17 protein-coding genes are annotated in these 16,155 nt (G+C 72.8%); 13 read left to right on the top strand and 4 right to left on the bottom strand.

The features are described from left to right. Positions 1-131 precede the first annotated feature (131 nt). Complete coding sequence (locus ACIOJE_RS15240; RefSeq protein WP_280681667.1) at positions 132-1,001, bottom strand: 3-hydroxybutyryl-CoA dehydrogenase; 870 nt, start codon at positions 999-1,001, stop codon at positions 132-134. Between the two features lie 282 nt (positions 1,002-1,283). On the opposite strand from ACIOJE_RS15240, the gene ACIOJE_RS15245 reads away from it, so the two are divergent. Continuing rightward, entirely contained in the window at positions 1,284-2,102 is an 819-nt protein-coding gene (locus ACIOJE_RS15245; RefSeq protein ID WP_280681665.1) for an SDR family oxidoreductase, read from the top strand. A gap of 21 nt (positions 2,103-2,123) precedes the next feature. On the opposite strand, the gene ACIOJE_RS15250 is transcribed toward ACIOJE_RS15245, so the two are convergent. Next, positions 2,124-3,029, bottom strand: coding sequence for a polysaccharide deacetylase family protein (locus tag ACIOJE_RS15250; RefSeq protein WP_280681663.1), 906 nt, complete (start codon positions 3,027-3,029; stop codon positions 2,124-2,126). A 275-nt stretch (positions 3,030-3,304) separates the two neighbouring features. Between ACIOJE_RS15250 and ACIOJE_RS15255 the strand changes: the two genes are divergently transcribed. Next, complete coding sequence (locus tag ACIOJE_RS15255; RefSeq protein WP_280681661.1) at positions 3,305-4,189, top strand: SAM-dependent methyltransferase; 885 nt, start codon at positions 3,305-3,307, stop codon at positions 4,187-4,189. 161 nt (positions 4,190-4,350) lie between these two features. Further along, positions 4,351-4,857 (top strand): FBP domain-containing protein, encoded by a 507-nt coding sequence (locus tag ACIOJE_RS15260; RefSeq protein ID WP_280681659.1) that lies wholly within the window; start codon positions 4,351-4,353, stop codon positions 4,855-4,857. A 5-nt stretch (positions 4,858-4,862) separates the two neighbouring features. Here the strand turns inward: ACIOJE_RS15260 and ACIOJE_RS15265 are convergent, their stop codons facing one another. Both ACIOJE_RS15265 and ACIOJE_RS15270 read right to left on the bottom strand, forming a co-directional pair. Continuing rightward, positions 4,863-5,237 (bottom strand): RNA-binding S4 domain-containing protein, encoded by a 375-nt coding sequence (locus ACIOJE_RS15265; RefSeq protein WP_280681657.1) that lies wholly within the window; start codon positions 5,235-5,237, stop codon positions 4,863-4,865. Between the two features lie 50 nt (positions 5,238-5,287). Then, the gene (locus ACIOJE_RS15270; protein ID WP_280681655.1) at positions 5,288-5,692 is read right to left on the bottom strand and encodes a VOC family protein; all 405 of its coding nucleotides are present in this window, start codon (positions 5,690-5,692) and stop codon (positions 5,288-5,290) included. Between the two features lie 82 nt (positions 5,693-5,774). Here ACIOJE_RS15270 and ACIOJE_RS15275 point away from each other — a divergent pair, with 82 nt between their 5' ends. From ACIOJE_RS15275 to ACIOJE_RS15320, 10 genes are all read left to right on the top strand, one after another. Beyond that, positions 5,775-6,974, top strand: a complete 1,200-nt coding sequence (locus ACIOJE_RS15275) for a methyltransferase (RefSeq protein WP_400776519.1) — start codon at positions 5,775-5,777, stop codon at positions 6,972-6,974. Positions 6,975-7,103: 129 nt separating this feature from the next. Beyond that, a complete protein-coding gene (gene argC / locus ACIOJE_RS15280) occupies positions 7,104-8,132 on the top strand; it encodes an N-acetyl-gamma-glutamyl-phosphate reductase (RefSeq protein ID WP_400776521.1) in 1,029 nt (342 codons plus the stop codon). A gap of 14 nt (positions 8,133-8,146) precedes the next feature. Beyond that, positions 8,147-9,301, top strand: coding sequence for a bifunctional glutamate N-acetyltransferase/amino-acid acetyltransferase ArgJ (gene argJ / locus ACIOJE_RS15285; protein ID WP_400776746.1), 1,155 nt, complete (start codon positions 8,147-8,149; stop codon positions 9,299-9,301). Positions 9,302-9,403: 102 nt separating this feature from the next. After that, positions 9,404-10,279, top strand: a complete 876-nt coding sequence (gene argB / locus ACIOJE_RS15290) for an acetylglutamate kinase (RefSeq protein ID WP_280681871.1) — start codon at positions 9,404-9,406, stop codon at positions 10,277-10,279. Next, complete coding sequence (locus ACIOJE_RS15295) at positions 10,276-11,481, top strand: acetylornithine transaminase (RefSeq protein ID WP_280681649.1); 1,206 nt, start codon at positions 10,276-10,278, stop codon at positions 11,479-11,481. Before argB ends, ACIOJE_RS15295 begins: the two co-directional genes overlap by 4 nt. A gap of 23 nt (positions 11,482-11,504) precedes the next feature. After that, the gene (locus ACIOJE_RS15300; protein WP_280681647.1) at positions 11,505-12,053 is read left to right on the top strand and encodes an arginine repressor; all 549 of its coding nucleotides are present in this window, start codon (positions 11,505-11,507) and stop codon (positions 12,051-12,053) included. A 131-nt stretch (positions 12,054-12,184) separates the two neighbouring features. After that, complete coding sequence (locus ACIOJE_RS15305) at positions 12,185-13,378, top strand: argininosuccinate synthase (protein WP_400776526.1); 1,194 nt, start codon at positions 12,185-12,187, stop codon at positions 13,376-13,378. A 46-nt stretch (positions 13,379-13,424) separates the two neighbouring features. Then, a complete protein-coding gene (argH, locus tag ACIOJE_RS15310; RefSeq protein ID WP_400776529.1) occupies positions 13,425-14,849 on the top strand; it encodes an argininosuccinate lyase in 1,425 nt (474 codons plus the stop codon). A gap of 110 nt (positions 14,850-14,959) precedes the next feature. Further along, on the top strand, positions 14,960-15,217 hold the full coding sequence (locus ACIOJE_RS15315) for a hypothetical protein (protein WP_280681641.1): 258 nt from the start codon (positions 14,960-14,962) through the stop codon (positions 15,215-15,217). A gap of 413 nt (positions 15,218-15,630) precedes the next feature. Continuing rightward, positions 15,631-16,134 (top strand): GNAT family N-acetyltransferase, encoded by a 504-nt coding sequence (locus ACIOJE_RS15320; protein WP_400776532.1) that lies wholly within the window; start codon positions 15,631-15,633, stop codon positions 16,132-16,134. Positions 16,135-16,155: the final 21 nt, after the last annotated feature.

Consider the following 16,155-nt stretch of genomic DNA (forward strand, 5'->3'; position numbering starts at 1 on the left):
GTGGATCTCTCCGTAGGCTCTACGGGGGCCTTCCAGGGCAAGATCAAACGGCGCGGCCGAGACCTTCGAGGTCTCGGCCGCACCGCATTGTGCTGACTGGGCGCCAGCTAACTGACGTGCGTTCGTGCAGGTCAGGCGCTCGCGGTGTAGTCGTAGAAGCCGCGGCCGGACTTGCGGCCCAGCAGGCCCGCGTCGACCATCCGGGAGAGCAGCGGGGGAGCGGCGTACAGCGGCTCCTTGTACTCGTCGTACATCGACTCGGCGATCGAGACGATGGTGTCCAGGCCGATCAGGTCGCACAGTCGCAGCGGGCCCATCGGGTGGGCGCAGCCGGCCTCCATGCCCTTGTCGATGTCGGAGGCGGTGGCCACGCCCGATTCGAACATCCGCACCGCGGACAGCAGGTAGGGCACCAGCAGCGCGTTGACCACGAAGCCGGCCCGGTCCCGGGCGCGGATCGGCTCCTTGCCGAGTTCCTGCGAGGCGAAGGCCTCGACCCGCTCGGTGGTGACCGCCGAGGTGGTCAGGGTCGGGATGACCTCGACCAGCTTCTGCACCGGCGCGGGGTTGAAGAAGTGCAGGCCGATCACCTGCTCGGGGCGGGAGGTGGCGGCGGCCAGCTTCACGATCGGGATCGAGGAGGTGTTGGAGGCGAGGATCGCGTCGCGGCGCTCGACCACCTGGTCCAGGGTCTGGAAGATCTTGACCTTGACGTCCTCGCGCTCGGCGACCGCCTCGACCACCAGGTCGCGGTCGGCGAAGTCGGACAGCTCGACGGTGAAGGTCAGCCGGGCCATCGCCTCGTCCCGCTGCTCGGGGGTCAGCTTGCCGCGCTTGACCGCCGTGTCCAGGGAGTTGGTCAGCCGGGTGCGGCCGAACTCCAGCGCCTCACCGCTGGCCTCCGCCACCAGGACGTCCAGCCCCGCCCGGGCGAAGACCTCCGCGATGCCCGACCCCATCAGGCCGCAGCCGATCACTCCGACGCGCGCGATGTCACTCACTCAGTTGCCCTTCGGTGGTGCTGGGGGTCGCCCAGCGACTGGTGGCCCAGCGAGCTGCTGGTCTGCGGGCCGGGGTACCGGTATGGGTGCACCGGTCACCGCCCCGACGACGTTACTACTCCGTACCGGCCAGTAGGTCACCCCCTCCCCGGGCGGGTGCCACCGCTTCCGATCGCCCGATCGGGTGAGGCCGCGCCCGCCGCCCGTGCGCCCGGGGCCGCGCCCGCCCGGTGGCCGCGAGAATGCCGCAGACGGGGGCCGGGGACGGGAAGGGAGCACGTGGTGTCGACGGTATCGCTCACAGGACAGGTCGCCCTGATCACCGGCGCAGGCCGGGGCATCGGCCGGGAGATCGCCATCGGCCTGGCCGCCGAGGGCATGGCCGTCGGCCTGGTCGGCCGTACCCACGAGACGCTGACCGACACCCTCAAGGAGTGCGTCCGGCACGGCTCCCGGGGCGTCGCCGTCACCGCCGACGTCACCCGCCCGGGCTCGGTCCGGGAGGCCGTCCGGCTCGTCGAACGCGACCTCGGCCCGGTCGACCTGCTGATCAACAACGCCGGCCTGGTCGACCGCGCCGAGGTGCCGCTCTGGGAGACCGACGCCAACCAGTGGTGGCAGGTGATCGAGACCAACCTGCGCGGCCCCTACAACCTGCTGCGCTGCGTCCTGCCCGGCATGGTGTCCCGGCGGCACGGCCGGGTGGTCAACCTCAACTCCGGCTTCGCGCTGCGCCCGGACGGGGACTACACCGCGTACGCCACCTCCAAGGGCGCGCTGCTGCAGCTCTCCGACAACATGGCGGACTCGCTCGCCCAGCACGGCGTCGTCATCCTCGACATCAGCCCGGGCGCGGTGGCCACCGACATGACCGCCGGGATGCCGATGTTCAAGGACAAGAAGACCTGGGGCTCCATCCCGTACATGGTCGCGGTCACCGCGGACGTGGCCCGCGGCCGCTTCGACGGCCTGCACGGACGGTTCATCCACGCCGAGCGGGACGACCTGGAGGAGCTGGTCAACCGGGCCGAGGAGATCCGTACGGCGGACGCCCGGACGCTGCGGCTCCGCCCGTACAAGGAGGACGACCCGATGGGCTGAACGGGCCCGGGTGGCGGGCTCCTAAGCGCACAGCTGACTGGCGGTCACCGGCTTCAGGCCCGCCTTGGCGAGGCCGTCCAGGATGGCCGGCAGCGCGTCCACCGTGCACTGGTGGCCCATGTGCAGGGCGACCACCGAGCCGCCGCGCACCGAGCCCAGCACCCGGCGCTGCAGCTCGGCGGCCGTCGGGTCGTTGTAGTCGCGCGGGTCGACGTCGAAGGAGAGCACGTGCTCGTAGCCGACCGCCCTGGCCTGCTCGCGCACCATCCGGTTGGCGTACTGCGTGGCGGACGGGCGGAACCAGCGGCCGATCGAGCCGGTGAGCCGCTGCAGCCGGTCGGCGCACTGGGCGATCTCGGCGCGCGCCTGGTCGGGGCTCATCGCGGAGATGTTGAGGTGGTTCTGGGTGTGGTTGCCCAGCTCGTGGCCGGCGTCCAGGATCCGGCGGGCCATCTGCGGCTGCTGGTCGAGCCAGCTGCCGACCGCCATCACGGTCAGCTTGGCACCGCGCTGCTCGGCGGCCTCCAGCAGCGCGGTGGCCAGCTTCGGATCACCGCTGCCGTGGACGGTGAGTGCCACGTTCTTGCCGGTGCGCGGCCCGTTCACCACCTCGACCGGGGTGCCGGGGGCGAGCGGCGGCAGCACGGGCGGCGTCGGCGGCTGGGTGGCGGCCGCGGTGGCCGTTTCGGTCGCGGTGGGCTGCGGCTCCGGCGGGGCGCTCGGCGCGGCGGAGGCCGGGCCCTCGCCGCCGTTCCAGGCCGGGTCGGTGGTGTGCTGCGGGTCGACGGTGCCCGGGTGCACGGCGAGCGTTCCGGTGTCGGCCCGATGCGGGGTGCCGCTGGTGCACGACGTCAGGAGCCCGCCGGCGGCGGTCAGGGCGGCCAGCTGGGCGGCGGTGCGCAGTACGGTGCGGCGGTCGGCAGTCATCGGCAGTCAGCATAGAGAGGGCGGACCTCCGGGGCGATCCGGGGAGCGTCCGGATACCGCCGTTGACGTGCACACACTCCACCGGCCGGGTGTTGCGTAAACCTGAACTCCCGCTGTTTCCCCGGCGTGTCGTCGGATACGATCACGGCGCACCGTACGCCACGCAACGATGGCGGGGTCGGAGGCGGGTCAACCGGCCGTACCGGACGGGCCCGCCGACCGCCGCGGCGGTGACCATGTCCGGCAGTGAGCATTGCATTGGGGGGCGGAACAGGATGCACGAGGACACCGCGGCGGTCGGCGAGGCCACCGGCACCGACTGGGACTGGGCCAGAGCGGACGACTGGCAGCCGCCGAGCGAGCTCGACACCGGCGTCCCGCACACCGCCCGGATGTACGACTACTACCTGGGCGGCAAGGACAACTTCGAGGCGGACCGCAAGGCCGCCCAGGCCGCCATAGCCGCCTACCCCGCGCTGCCGCTGCTGGCCCGCACCAACCGCCGGTTCCTCGGCGACGCGGTCGAGTTCGCCGCCGGTCGGGGTATCCGCCAGTTCATCGACATCGGCACCGGCATCCCGGCCGTCGGCTCCACCAGCGAGGTCGCCCAGCGGGTCGCCCCGGACGCCCGGGTGGTGTACGTCGACAACGACCCGATCGTCGCCACCCACGCCCGCGCCCTGCTGGCCGGTCACCCCGCCGGGCACACCTCGGTCATCGAGGCCGACCTGCGCGACCCGGCCGAGATCCTCGACCACCCGGGGCTGCGCGCCGCCGTCGACCTGTCCGAGCCGGTCGCGCTGATGCTGGTCGCCGTGCTGCACTTCATCCGCGACGAGGACGGTGCCCAGCAGATCGTCCGCACCCTGCGCGACGCGCTCGCCCCCGGCAGCGCGCTGATCCTCTCCCACGGCAGCCCCGACTTCGCCTCCCGGGAGAGCGCCGCCGAAGGCACCCGCATCTACCGCAGCGCCAGCGCCCCCCTGGTGCTGCGCCCGCGCGCCGACGTCGAACCCTTCTTCGGCGACTTCGAGTTCGCCGGCCCCGGCCTGGTCCAGCTCCCGCTCTGGCGCCCCACCTCCGGCCACGTCCCGACCACCGAACTCCCCGAGGGCTGGCAGGACGTCTCCGCCTACGCGGGCGTCGCCTTCAAGAAGTAGCCCCACCCGCGGACCGGTCCCGGCGCCTCCCTCCTACGCCGGGACCGGGCCCGCACACCGAACTCTAGGGTCGAGCACTGACAGCCCGTCACCCGGCCCCGGGGACGTATCGGGAGAAATTGCTGCGACACCGGGCCCGGGCGAGTGTTAGCTTCCGCGGCATGGAACCCCTGAGCGAGAACGAGATCCGCGCGTCCTTCGTCAACTGCTCCAAGGGCGAGGCCCGTCGGCTCAGCCTTCCCCGGGGCCTGGCCGAACTTCCCTGGCAGAACCTGGACTTCCTCGGCTGGCGGGACCAGGGCGCGCCCGACCGGGCGTACCTGGTGGCGCCGTACGCGGGCGAGCCGGTCGGCGTGACGCTGCGGGTGCCGACGATCCGCCGCAGCCTCACCAAGACGAACGTCTGCTCACTGTGCATCACCGCGCACGCCGGCTCCGGCGTCGCGCTGCTCGCCGGCCGCCGGGCCGGGGCGGCCGGGCGCGAGGGCAACACCGTCGGCACGTACATCTGCGCCGACCTCGCCTGCTCGCTGTACGTGCGCGGGCTGAAGAAGTCCACCTTGATCACCAGGCCGGACGAGTCGCTGCCGCTGGAGCTGCAGATCGACCGGACGGTCGGCAACCTGGACGCCTTCCTCGCCAAGGTGCTCGGCGACACCACGCCCTGACGGGATCAGCGCCCGCGCAGGTGGTTGAGGTCGCGCCGTTCGCGCTTGGTCGGACGCCCCGCGCCCCGGTCCCGCTCGCCGGCCGCCACGACGACCTCGCGCGGCGGCCGCGGCGGGCTGTTGTCGATCAGGCACTCCGCCGCCACCGTGGCGCCGACCCGCTTGCGGATCAGCTTCCGCACCACGACGACCCGCTCGTAGCCCTCCTCGCGCACCCGCACCTCGTCCCCGGGGCGCAGCGCCTGGGCCGGCTTGACCCGCTCGCCGTTCACCCGCACGTGCCCGGCCCGGCAGGCGGCGGCCGCCAGCGCCCGCGTCCTGGCGAGCCGGACCGACCAGATCCAGCTGTCCACCCGCACGCTTCCCTCGTGTTCAGCCATCCCTGGAGCCTACCCAGCGCGGGCCGAGACCGGCCGGGCCGACCCGGGCGCTAAGCCGCCTGCGGCTCCTCCTGGACCGCCCAGCCGTTGCCGTCCGGGTCGTTGAAGAACACGAAGGAGTTCCACGCCTCCCCGTGCCCGTTCACCCGCAGCCCCGCCTCGAAGTGCTGGACCGGGCTGACCTCGACGCCCCGCGCCGCGAGTTCGTCGTGGGCCCGCTCGATGTCCGGCACGACCAGCTGCAGCCCCTTCACCGATCCGGGCGGCGACGTGATCACCCCGGTGCCGACCACGATGGAGCACGCCGAGCCCGGGGGAGTCAGCTGGACGACCCGGACCCCGTCCCGCAGCCGGGTGTCGTGGTCGACCGTGAAGCCGGCCCGCTCCTCGTAGAACAGCTTCGCGCGGTCCACGTCGGACACCGGGACCACCAAGACCTCGAGCTTCCAGTCCATCGCCCTCACCCCTCTCGGCCGGGCTCTTTCAGTATCCGTCGAAACGGTTCCCCGTCGGGGTGTCGGATAGCCTGAGAACACGATGAATCCCGAGATCACGCCCGCCGCGGCGACCCCGTTCAGCACGCCGTGGGGCGTCTTCGACCTCACCCGCTTCCCCGAGGACCCGCGCGAGCGGCTGCGGGCCTGGGACGCCGCCGACGAGTACCTGCTGCGCCACCTCGCGGGCGAGGCGGACGGCGCCGACGGCGCCACGGACCTCGCCGGCCGCCGGATCGTCGTCCTGGGCGACCGCTGGGGCGCGTTGACCACCGCGCTCGCCGCCCACGAGCCGGTCCAGATCGTCGACTCCCACCTCGGCCGCCGGGCCACCCTGGCCAACCTGGCCCGGGCCGGCGCCCCCGCCGACCCGGCCCGGCTGCGCACCACCCGGGACACCCCGCCGGAGCGGATCGACGTCCTGCTGGTGCGCGTCCCCAAGAGCCTGGCCCTGCTGGAGGACCAGCTGCACCGGCTCGCCCCCGCCGTCCACCCGGGCACCGTGGTGATCGGCACCGGCATGGTCACCGAGATCCACACCTCGACCCTCCAGCTCTTCGAGCGGATCCTCGGCCCGACCCGTACCTCGCTCGCCGCCCGCAAGGCCCGGCTGATCTTCTGCACCCCGGACCCGGCGCTGGACCCCGGCCCCAGCCCGTGGCCGCACCGCTACGCGCTGCCGCCGGACGTCGGCCCGGTCTCCGGGCGCACGGTGGTCAACCACGCCGGCACCTTCTGCGCCGAGCGCCTCGACATCGGCACCCGCTTCTTCCTCGGTCACCTGCCGACCCCCGCCCCCGGGGACCGGGTGGTCGACCTGGGCTGCGGCAACGGCGTGGTCGGTACGGCCGCCGCGCTGGCCGGGCCGGGTACGGAGCTGGTGTTCGTCGACGAGTCCCACCAGGCGGTGGCCTCGGCGGAGGAGACCTTCCGCACCAACCTGGGCCCGGACGCCCGGGCCGAGTTCCTGACCGCCGACGCGCTCGCGGCGGAGGTGATCGCCCCGGGTTCGGTGGACCTCGTCCTGAACAATCCGCCGTTCCACTCGCATCAGGCCACCACGGACGCCACCGCCTGGCGGATGTTCACCGGTTCCCGGCGGGCACTGAAGCCGGGTGGGGAGCTGTGGGTGGTCGGAAACCGCCACCTCGGTTACCACGTCAAGCTGCGCCGTCTCTTCGGCAACTGCCAACTGGTGGCGGGGAACCCCAAGTTCGTGGTGCTGCGCGCGGTCAAGCGGTAGTCCGGCGCCCGCCCGGTCCGCCGGGCGGGCGAGGGGCGGTTTTCGGGCGTTCTCCGCGGTCCCGGCAGGAGCTTCTTGCATGGATGTTCCGTGCTGCGTATATTCATGCCACGACAAAGGAGGAACGCCATGGCATTGCGAGTCGCCGTCGCCGGCGCGAGCGGATACGCGGGCGGCGAGGTGCTGCGCCTGCTGCTCGGCCACCAGGAGGTGGAGATCGGGGCGCTGACCGGCGGCTCGAACGCGGGCACCCGGCTGGGCGCGCTCCAGCCGCACCTGATCCCGCTCGCCGACCGCGTCCTCGAACCCACCACCCCCGAGGTGCTGGCCGACCACGACGTGGTGTTCCTGGCGCTGCCGCACGGCCAGTCCGCGGCCGTCGCCGAGGCGCTCGGCGGCAACGTCCTGGTGGTCGACTGCGGAGCCGACTTCCGGCTCCGGGCCGCCACCGACTGGGAGCAGTTCTACGGCTCCGCGCACGCCGGCACCTGGCCCTACGGCCTGCCCGAACTGCCCGGCCACCGGGCCGCGTTGAAGGGCAGCAACCGGATCGCCGTACCCGGCTGCTACCCGACGGCCGTGTCTCTGGCGCTGTTCCCGTCGTACGCGGCCGGGCTCGCCGAGCCGGAGGCCGTCGTGGTCGCCGCCTCCGGCACCTCCGGCGCGGGCAAGGCCGCCAAGACCCACCTGCTGGGCAGCGAGGTCATGGGCAGCGTCAGCCCGTACGGCGTCGGCGGCGTGCACCGGCACACCCCGGAGATGGTGCAGAACCTCACCCCGGTCGCGGGCGAGCCGGTCACCGTCTCCTTCACGCCGACCCTCGTCCCGATGCCGCGCGGCATCCTCGCCACCTGCTCCGCCAAGGCGAAGCCCGGGGTGACGGCCGCGAGCCTGCGCGCCGCCTACCGCGACGCGTTCGCGGCCGAGCCGTTCGTCCACCTGCTGCCCGAGGGGCAGTGGCCGCAGACCAGCAGCGTCTACGGCGCCAACACCGCCCTCGTCCAGGTCGCGCTGGACGCCACCGCCGGGCGGATCATCGCGATCAGCGCGATCGACAACCTGGTGAAGGGCACCGCGGGCGGCGCGGTGCAGAGCATGAACATCGCCCTGGGCCTGCCCGAGGAGCTGGGCCTTCCCGTGAACGGAGTCGCACCGTGAGCAGCAGCACGAACGTGGGGGTGACGGCCGCCAAGGGCTTCCGCGCCGCCGGCGTCACCGCCGGCATCAAGGCCTCCGGCACCCCGGACCTCGCCCTGGTGGTCAACGACGGCCCCGCGCTCGCCGCCGCCGGCGTCTTCACCGCCAACCGGGTCAAGGCCGCGCCGGTCCTCTGGTCCGAGCAGGTCCTCAAGGGCGGCCAGGTCTCCGCCGTGATCCTCAACTCCGGTGGCGCCAATGCCTGCACCGGCCCGCTCGGCTTCCAGGACACCCACGCCACCGCGGAGAAGGTCGCCGAGGAGCTGAAGCTCAACGCCGGCGAGGTCGCCGTCGCCTCCACCGGTCTGATCGGCGAGCGCCTCCCGATGCACGTCCTGCTGCCCGGCGTCACGCTGGCCGCCCAGGAGCTGAGCGCGACCGGCGGCGAGGCCGCCGCGATCGCCATCAAGACCACCGACACCGTGCACAAGACCGCCCAGGTCACCAGCCCGGCCGGCTGGACGGTCGGCGGCATGGCCAAGGGCGCGGGCATGCTCGCTCCGAGCCTGGCCACCATGCTGGTCGTGATCACCACCGACGCCGACCTGGACGGCGCCGCCCTGGACGCCGCGCTGCGCGGCGCCACCCGCACCACCTTCGACCGGATCGACTCCGACGGCTGCATGTCCACCAACGACACCGTGCTGCTGCTCGCCTCGGCCGCCTCCGGCGTCACCCCGGACCAGGCCGAGTTCGCCGAGGCCGTCCGCACCGTCAGCGCCGACCTGGCCGGCCAGCTGATCGCCGACGCCGAGGGCGCCGGCAAGGAGATCCGGATCGACGTCACCGGCGCCGCCACCGAGGGCGAGGCCGTCGACGTCGCCCGGACGATCAGCCGCAACAACCTGCTCAAGTGCGCCATCCACGGCGAGGACCCCAACTGGGGCCGGGTGCTGGCCGCCATCGGCACCACCGACGCCGCCTTCGACCCGGACCGGCTGGACGTGGCCATCAACGGCGTCTGGGTCTGCCGGAGCGGCAGCGTGGGCGAGGACCGCGACCTGGTGGACATGAGCGGCCGCGAGGTCGTCATCACCGCGAACCTCAACGCCGGCACGGCGAGCGCCTCGCTGTGGACCAACGACCTCACCGCCGACTACGTCCACGAGAACAGCGCCTACTCCACCTGATCCGCGGCACCTGACGCGCGACACCCGTTCGGACGAGGGACACCCGTGAAGATCGCACCCAAGGGCGAACAGGCCCGGAACAACACCGCGTTGCCCAAGGCGATGACGCTGATCGAGGCGCTGCCGTGGCTGGAGCGCTTCCACGGCAAGACCGTCGTGATCAAGTTCGGCGGCAACGCCATGGTGGACGAGGGCCTCAAGGCGGCCTTCGCCCAGGACGTCGTCTTCCTCCGCTACGCCGGCCTGCACCCCGTCGTGGTGCACGGCGGCGGCCCGCAGATCAGCGCCCAGCTGGACCGGCTCGGCCTGGAGTCCAACTTCACCAACGGGCTGCGGGTCACCACCCCCGAGACCATGGACGTGGTCCGGATGGTGCTGGCCGGCCAGGTGCAGCGCGAGCTGGTCGGCCTGCTCAACGGGCACGGCCCGTTCGCGGTCGGCATGACCGGCGAGGACGCGCACACCATGACGGCGGTCAAGCGGTACGCGGTGGTGGACGGCGAGCAGGTCGACATCGGCCTGGTCGGCGACATCGTCAACATCGAGGCCGGCGCGGTGAAGGCGCTGATCGCCGACGGCCGGATCCCGGTCATCTCCTCGATCGCCCGCGGCGCCGACGGCCACGTCTACAACATCAACGCCGACACCGCCGCCGCCGCCCTGGCGGTCTCGCTCGGCGCCGAGATGCTGGTGGTCCTGACCGACGTCGAGGGCCTCTACAAGGACTGGCCGAACTCCGACGACGTGATCAGCCAGCTCAGCGCGAGCGAGCTGGACGAGCTGCTGCCGGGCCTGGCCAGCGGCATGCTCCCCAAGATGGAGGGCTGCCTGCGCGCCGTCCGCTCCGGGGTGGGCACCGCCCGCGTCCTGGACGGCCGGGTGCAGCACAGCCTGCTGCTGGAGATCTTCACCGACGAGGGCATCGGCACGATGGTCGTGCCGGACGACGAGACGATGGTGACCGGGGGACTGGCATGACCGCGAACGAGCAACTGACCGGCCGGTGGCAGCACACCTTCACCGACAACTACGGCACCCCGCGGATCCCGCTGGTGCGCGGCGCCGGCGCCAAGCTCTGGGACGCCGACGGCAAGGAGTACACCGACCTGCTCGGCGGCATCGCCGTCAACGCCCTCGGCACCGCCCACCCGGCGGTCGTCGAGGCGGTCAGCCGGCAGATCGCCACCCTCGGTCACGTCTCCAACCTCTTCATGGCCGAGCCGACCATCGCCCTCGCCGAGCGGCTGCTGGCGCTGGACGGCCGGGAGGGCGGCCGGGTGTTCTTCTGCAACTCCGGCGCCGAGGCCAACGAGGCCGCGTTCAAGATCAGCCGCCGGACCGGCCGCACCCACCTGGTCGCCCTCCAGGGCGCCTTCCACGGCCGGACGATGGGCGCCCTCGCGCTCACCGGCCAGCCCGCCAAGCAGGAGCCGTTCCGCCCGCTGCCCGGCGACGTCACGCACGTCCCGTTCGGCGACGTCGAGGCGCTGCGCGCGGCCGTCACCACCGAGACCGCGGCGGTCTTCCTGGAGCCGATCCAGGGCGAGAACGGCGCCGTCCCGCTGCCCGAGGGCTACCTCCGGGCGGCCCGCGAGATCACCCGGGCGACGGGCACCCTGCTGGTCCTGGACGAGATCCAGACCGGCGTCGGCCGCACCGGGTACTGGTTCGCCCACCAGGCCGTCGAGGGCGTCGAGCCGGACGTCGTCACCCTCGCCAAGGCGCTCGGCGGCGGGCTGCCGATGGGCGCGGTGCTGGCCTTCGGCGAGGCTGCCGAACTGCTCACCCCGGGCCAGCACGGCACCACCTTCGGCGGCAACCCGGTGGCCGCGGCGGCCGGGCTCGCGGTGCTGGACACCATCGAGTCCGAGGGCCTGCTGGAGCACGTCCGCAAGCTGAGCGAGCGGCTGCGCCACGGCGTCGAGGCGATCGGCGACCCGCTGGTCTCGCACGTGCGCGGCGCCGGCCTGCTGCTCGGCATCGTGCTCACCGAGCCGGTGTCGGCGAAGGTGCAGGCCGCCGCGCAGGAGGCGGGCTTCCTGGTCAACGCGGCCGTCCCGGACGCCGTCCGACTGGCCCCGCCGCTGGTGCTGACCGAGCAGGAGGCGGATGCCTTCCTCGCCGCGCTGCCGGGCGTCCTGCAGGCGGTGCGCGAGAGCGCCCCGGCCGATGCGAGTTGACCGTCGTCCGGGAGAATAATCACATGACCGCTTCCCAGTCCGGCCCGTCCGCCGCAAGCCCGTCGCCGCAGGTGCCGCAGACCCGCACCGCGCGGCACCGGCGGATCGTGGACCTGCTCACCCGCCAGCCCGTGCGCTCGCAGAGCCAGCTCGCCAAGCTGCTCGCCGACGACGGACTCGTGGTCACCCAGGCGACCCTCTCCCGGGACCTGGACGAGCTGGGCGCGGTCAAGATCCGCAACCGGGACGGCGCGCTGATCTACGCCGTCCCGGCGGAGGGCGGCGACCGTACGCCGCGCGCTCCGATGGGGGAGTCGGCCAGCGAGGGCCGGATGGCCCGGCTGGCCGGCGAGCTGATGGTCTCCGCGACGGCCTCCGGCAACCTGGTGGTGCTGCGCACCCCGCCGGGGGCCGCGCAGTTCCTCGCCTCGGCGATCGACCAGGCCGAGGTGTTCGAGATCATCGGCACCATCGCCGGCGACGACACCGTCCTGCTGATCAGCCGCGATCCGGCGGGCGGTCAGGCGCTCGCCGACCACCTCATGCAACTCGCCCAGGCCAAGGCGCAGTAGCGCGGCACCCCGCAGACCCCGGCCGGTGGATTCCACCGGCCGGGGTTTTGTGTTTCATACGGAGTAGTGCATACTTATGCCCATCGCCGCAAACCTGTACGACCTGTACACAGCACAGTGAGGAGAAAGCCGTGGCCGAGCGCGTCGTACTCGCCTACTCGGGCGGTCTGGACACGTCCGTCTGCATCGGCTGGATCGCCGAGGAGACCGGTGCCGAGGTCATCGCCGTCGCCGTCGACGTCGGCCAGGGCGGCGAGGACCTGGACGTCATCCGTCAGCGCGCGCTGGACTGCGGCGCCGTCGAGGCCGAGGTCGCGGACGCCCGCGACGAGTTCGCCGACGAGTACTGCCTCCCGGCCGTCAAGGCCAACGCGCTCTACCAGGGCCAGTACCCGCTGGTCTCCGCGCTCTCCCGGCCGGTCATCGTCAAGCACCTGGCCGCCGCCGCCCGCAAGCACGGCGCCACCACCGTCGCGCACGGCTGCACCGGCAAGGGCAACGACCAGGTCCGCTTCGAGGTCGGCATCAACTCCCTGGCCCCCGGCCTGAAGTGCATCGCCCCGGTGCGCGACTACGCGATGACCCGGGACAGGGCGATCGCCTTCGCGGAGGCCAAGGGCCTGCCGATCGCCACCACCAAGAAGTCCCCGTACTCGATCGACCAGAACGTCTTCGGCCGGGCCGTCGAGACCGGCTTCCTGGAGGACATCTGGAACGCCCCGATCGAGGACGTCTACGAGTACACCCAGGACCCGGCCGCCCCGCGCGAGGCCGACGAGGTGGTCATCACCTTCGACGCCGGCGTCCCGGTCGCCGTCGACGGCCGCAAGGTCACCGTCCTGCAGGCGATCGAGGAGCTCAACCGGCGGGCCGGTGCCCAGGGCGTCGGCCGGCTGGACATGGTCGAGGACCGGCTGGTCGGCATCAAGTCCCGGGAGATCTACGAGGCCCCCGGCGCGATCGCCCTGATCACCGCCCACCAGGCCCTGGAGAACGTCACCGTCGAGCGCGAACTCGCCCGCTACAAGCGGCAGGTGGAGCAGCGCTGGGCCGAACTCGTCTACGACGGCCTCTGGTTCTCCCCGCTCAAGCGCGCGCTGGACGGCTTCGTGAACGAGGCGAACCAGCACGTGTCCGGCGAGATCCGGATGGTCCTGCACGGCGGCCGGGCCGTGGTCAACGGCCGCAAGTCCGGCCAGTCGCTGTACGACTTCAACCTCGCCACCTACGACACCGGCGACACCTTCGACCAGTCGATGTCCAAGGGCTTCATCGAGATCTTCGGGATGTCCTCGAAGCTCGCCGCCCGCCGTGACCTGGCCTGATCCCGCTGACCTCCCCAACTCCCGCCCACTGCAAGGAGCCCACGCGATGACCGCCGATCAGAACGCCGACGTCCGCCTCTGGGGCGCGCGCTTCGCCGACGGCCCGTCCGAGGCGCTGGCCAAGCTCTCCGCCTCGGTCCACTTCGACTGGCGCCTCGCGCCGTACGACATCGCCGGCTCCAAGGCCCACGCCCGGGTCCTGCACAAGGCCGGCCTGCTGTCCGACGACGAGCTCGCCGCGATGCTGGCCGGCCTCGACGCCCTGCTCGCCGACGTCCAGGCGGGCACCTTCACCGGCACCGTCGCCGACGAGGACGTGCACACCGCCCTGGAACGCGGCCTGCTGGAGCGCCTCGGCGCCGAACTCGGCGGCAAGCTGCGGGCCGGACGCTCGCGCAACGACCAGATCGCCACCCTGTTCCGGATGTACCTGCGGGACCACGCGAAGACCATCGGCGCCCTGGTGCTCGACCTCCAGCACGCCCTGGTCGGCCTCGCCGAGGCGCACCCGGACACCGCGATGCCGGGCCGCACCCACCTCCAGCACGCCCAGCCCGTCCTCTTCGCCCACCACGTCCTCGCGCACGTGCAGGCCCTCGGCCGGGACGCCGAGCGGCTGCGCCAGTGGGACGTCCGCACCGCCGTCTCCCCGTACGGCTCCGGGGCGCTGGCCGGCTCCTCGCTCGGCCTCGACCCGCAGGCCGTCGCCGCCGACCTCGGCTTCGAGGGCGGCTCGGTCGGCAACTCCATCGACGGCACGGCCTCGCGCGACTTCGTCGCCGAGTTCGCGTTCGTGACCGCGATGATCGGCATCAACCTCTCCCGGATCGCGGAGGAGGTGATCATCTGGAACACCAAGGAGTTCGGCTTCATCACGCTGCACGACGCCTTCTCCACCGGTTCCTCGATCATGCCGCAGAAGAAGAACCCGGACATCGCCGAGCTCGCCCGTGGCAAGTCCGGCCGGCTGATCGGCAACCTGACCGGCCTGCTGGCCACCCTCAAGGCCCTGCCCCTCGCCTACAACCGGGACCTCCAGGAGGACAAGGAGCCGGTCTTCGACTCCTGCGACACGCTGGAGGTGCTGCTGCCCGCGTTCACCGGGATGATGGCCACCCTCACCGTGCACCGGGAGCGGCTGGAGGAGCTGGCCCCGGCGGGCTTCTCGCTCGCCACCGACATCGCCGAGTGGCTGGTCAAGCAGGGCGTGCCGTTCCGGGTCGCGCACGAGGTGGCCGGCGCCTGCGTCAAGGTCTGCGAGGCCGAGGGCATCGAGCTTTCCGACCTGACGGACGAGCAGTTCGCCGCGATCTCGGTGCACCTGACGCCCGACGTCCGGTCGGTGCTCAGCGTGCACGGCGCCATCGCCTCCCGCAACGGGCGCGGCGGCACCGCGCCGTCGGCGGTGGCGGTCCAGCTCGCCGAGGTGAAGGCGGACCTGGCGCGGCAGCAGGAGTGGGTCCAGGGCTGACCTCTGGTCGACCGGGGGAGGGGGCGCGACGGTCCGACCGTCGCGCCCCCTCCCGTGTCCGCGCCCCCGGTCGGGCGTAACCGGCCTCGCCCCGGCCCGTCATGCACGGTGTGTGCACAACCCTTCCGCCCGTTCCCTCCGCCGAGGACGTCTACCTCGCCGAACGCCGCCGCCGCGTGGTCCGCGAGACCGTGGCCGGCCTGCCGGGCCGCTGCCCCGAGCTGGTCGCCGCCCTCGCCGAGGACCCGCCGCCCACCTACCGGGAGCTCTCCGAACGCCTCGGGATGCCGCGCGGCTCGATCGGGCCCACCCGATCCCGCTGCTTCGCCTGCCTGCGCGTCCTCCTGCACGCCGAGCGGTTCCTGTGAGTCGAGGGGCCGGGGCGACGCTTCTCACCCCGGTCACCCCGGAGGCTGGCTCCGGCCGGGTGACGCCCCTCGCGTCCGGCCGTCGCCGCTTTCCGGCCCGTCCTCCGCGCGGCGTCCGCCGCCCGCCCGGATCTCCGCGTGACCCTCGCCACGTCGAACGCCCTGGAGGTTGAGAGCAGCTGACGCGCGGGTAGAGCGCTGGCGAACGTAGCTCTTGACGGTGCCGCGATCACTCGGATACTGAGCGTGAGCGCGTCGCCGTCGACCCGGGTCACTTCCGGGCCGCACGGCTGGTACGTTCGTGCGCCACCCCCGGCCAGGGCAGATCCCCGGCCGGGACATCTCCGGCAGGGCATCCGGTGCGGCACCCTCACGTTTGCGCGCCGGGCACGACGATGGGGAGGCCCCAGCACATGGGCATGAGCGTGATCATCTCGGCGGCGGGCGTCGAGGACGCGGAGCAGATCCTCAAGCTCCAGTACCTCGGCTACCAGCCCGAGGCGGAGCTGTACGGCGACTGGGCGATCGAGCCCCTGACGCAGACCCTGGAGAGCCTGCGCGCCGAGCTGTCCGAGCAGCACGTCCTGGTCGCCCGGCTCGGCGACGAGGTGGTCGGCACCGTGCGCGGCCGGGTCGACGCCGACGGCGTCGGCCGGATAGGGCGCCTGGTCGTCCACCCGAGGATGCAGCGGCACGGCCTGGGCGGCCGGCTGCTGGACGCGCTGGAGCGCCGCCTCGCCGAGGGCGGCCGCCCGCTGACCTCCTACCGCCTGTCCACCGGCCACCGCAGCCTCGGCAACCTGCGCCTGTACGCCCGCCTGGGCTACCGGCAGGCCGCGGTCGAGCCGATCAGCGACCGGCTCAGCCTGGTGCACCTGGAGAAGCCCGTCGTGGTGCCGCTCGCCGCGACCGCCTGAGTCCTCCGCCCGTTCCGGCCC

Source organism: Kitasatospora sp. NPDC087861 (genome assembly GCF_044742585.1).
Lineage (GTDB): Bacteria > Actinomycetota > Actinomycetes > Streptomycetales > Streptomycetaceae > Kitasatospora.

Coding starts and splice junctions, on each gene's coding strand:
- ACIOJE_RS15250 (WP_280681663.1), bottom strand. CDS start 3,029: ATGACTGCCGACCGCCGCACCGTACTGCGCACCGCCGCCCAGCTGGCC.
- ACIOJE_RS15255 (WP_280681661.1), top strand. CDS start 3,305: ATGCACGAGGACACCGCGGCGGTCGGCGAGGCCACCGGCACCGACTGG.
- ACIOJE_RS15260 (WP_280681659.1), top strand. CDS start 4,351: ATGGAACCCCTGAGCGAGAACGAGATCCGCGCGTCCTTCGTCAACTGC.
- ACIOJE_RS15265 (WP_280681657.1), bottom strand. CDS start 5,237: ATGGCTGAACACGAGGGAAGCGTGCGGGTGGACAGCTGGATCTGGTCG.
- ACIOJE_RS15270 (WP_280681655.1), bottom strand. CDS start 5,692: ATGGACTGGAAGCTCGAGGTCTTGGTGGTCCCGGTGTCCGACGTGGAC.
- ACIOJE_RS15275 (WP_400776519.1), top strand. CDS start 5,775: ATGAATCCCGAGATCACGCCCGCCGCGGCGACCCCGTTCAGCACGCCG.
- argC (WP_400776521.1), top strand. CDS start 7,104: ATGGCATTGCGAGTCGCCGTCGCCGGCGCGAGCGGATACGCGGGCGGC.
- argB (WP_280681871.1), top strand. CDS start 9,404: ATGACGCTGATCGAGGCGCTGCCGTGGCTGGAGCGCTTCCACGGCAAG.
- ACIOJE_RS15295 (WP_280681649.1), top strand. CDS start 10,276: ATGACCGCGAACGAGCAACTGACCGGCCGGTGGCAGCACACCTTCACC.
- ACIOJE_RS15300 (WP_280681647.1), top strand. CDS start 11,505: ATGACCGCTTCCCAGTCCGGCCCGTCCGCCGCAAGCCCGTCGCCGCAG.
- argH (WP_400776529.1), top strand. CDS start 13,425: ATGACCGCCGATCAGAACGCCGACGTCCGCCTCTGGGGCGCGCGCTTC.
- ACIOJE_RS15320 (WP_400776532.1), top strand. CDS start 15,631: ATGGGCATGAGCGTGATCATCTCGGCGGCGGGCGTCGAGGACGCGGAG.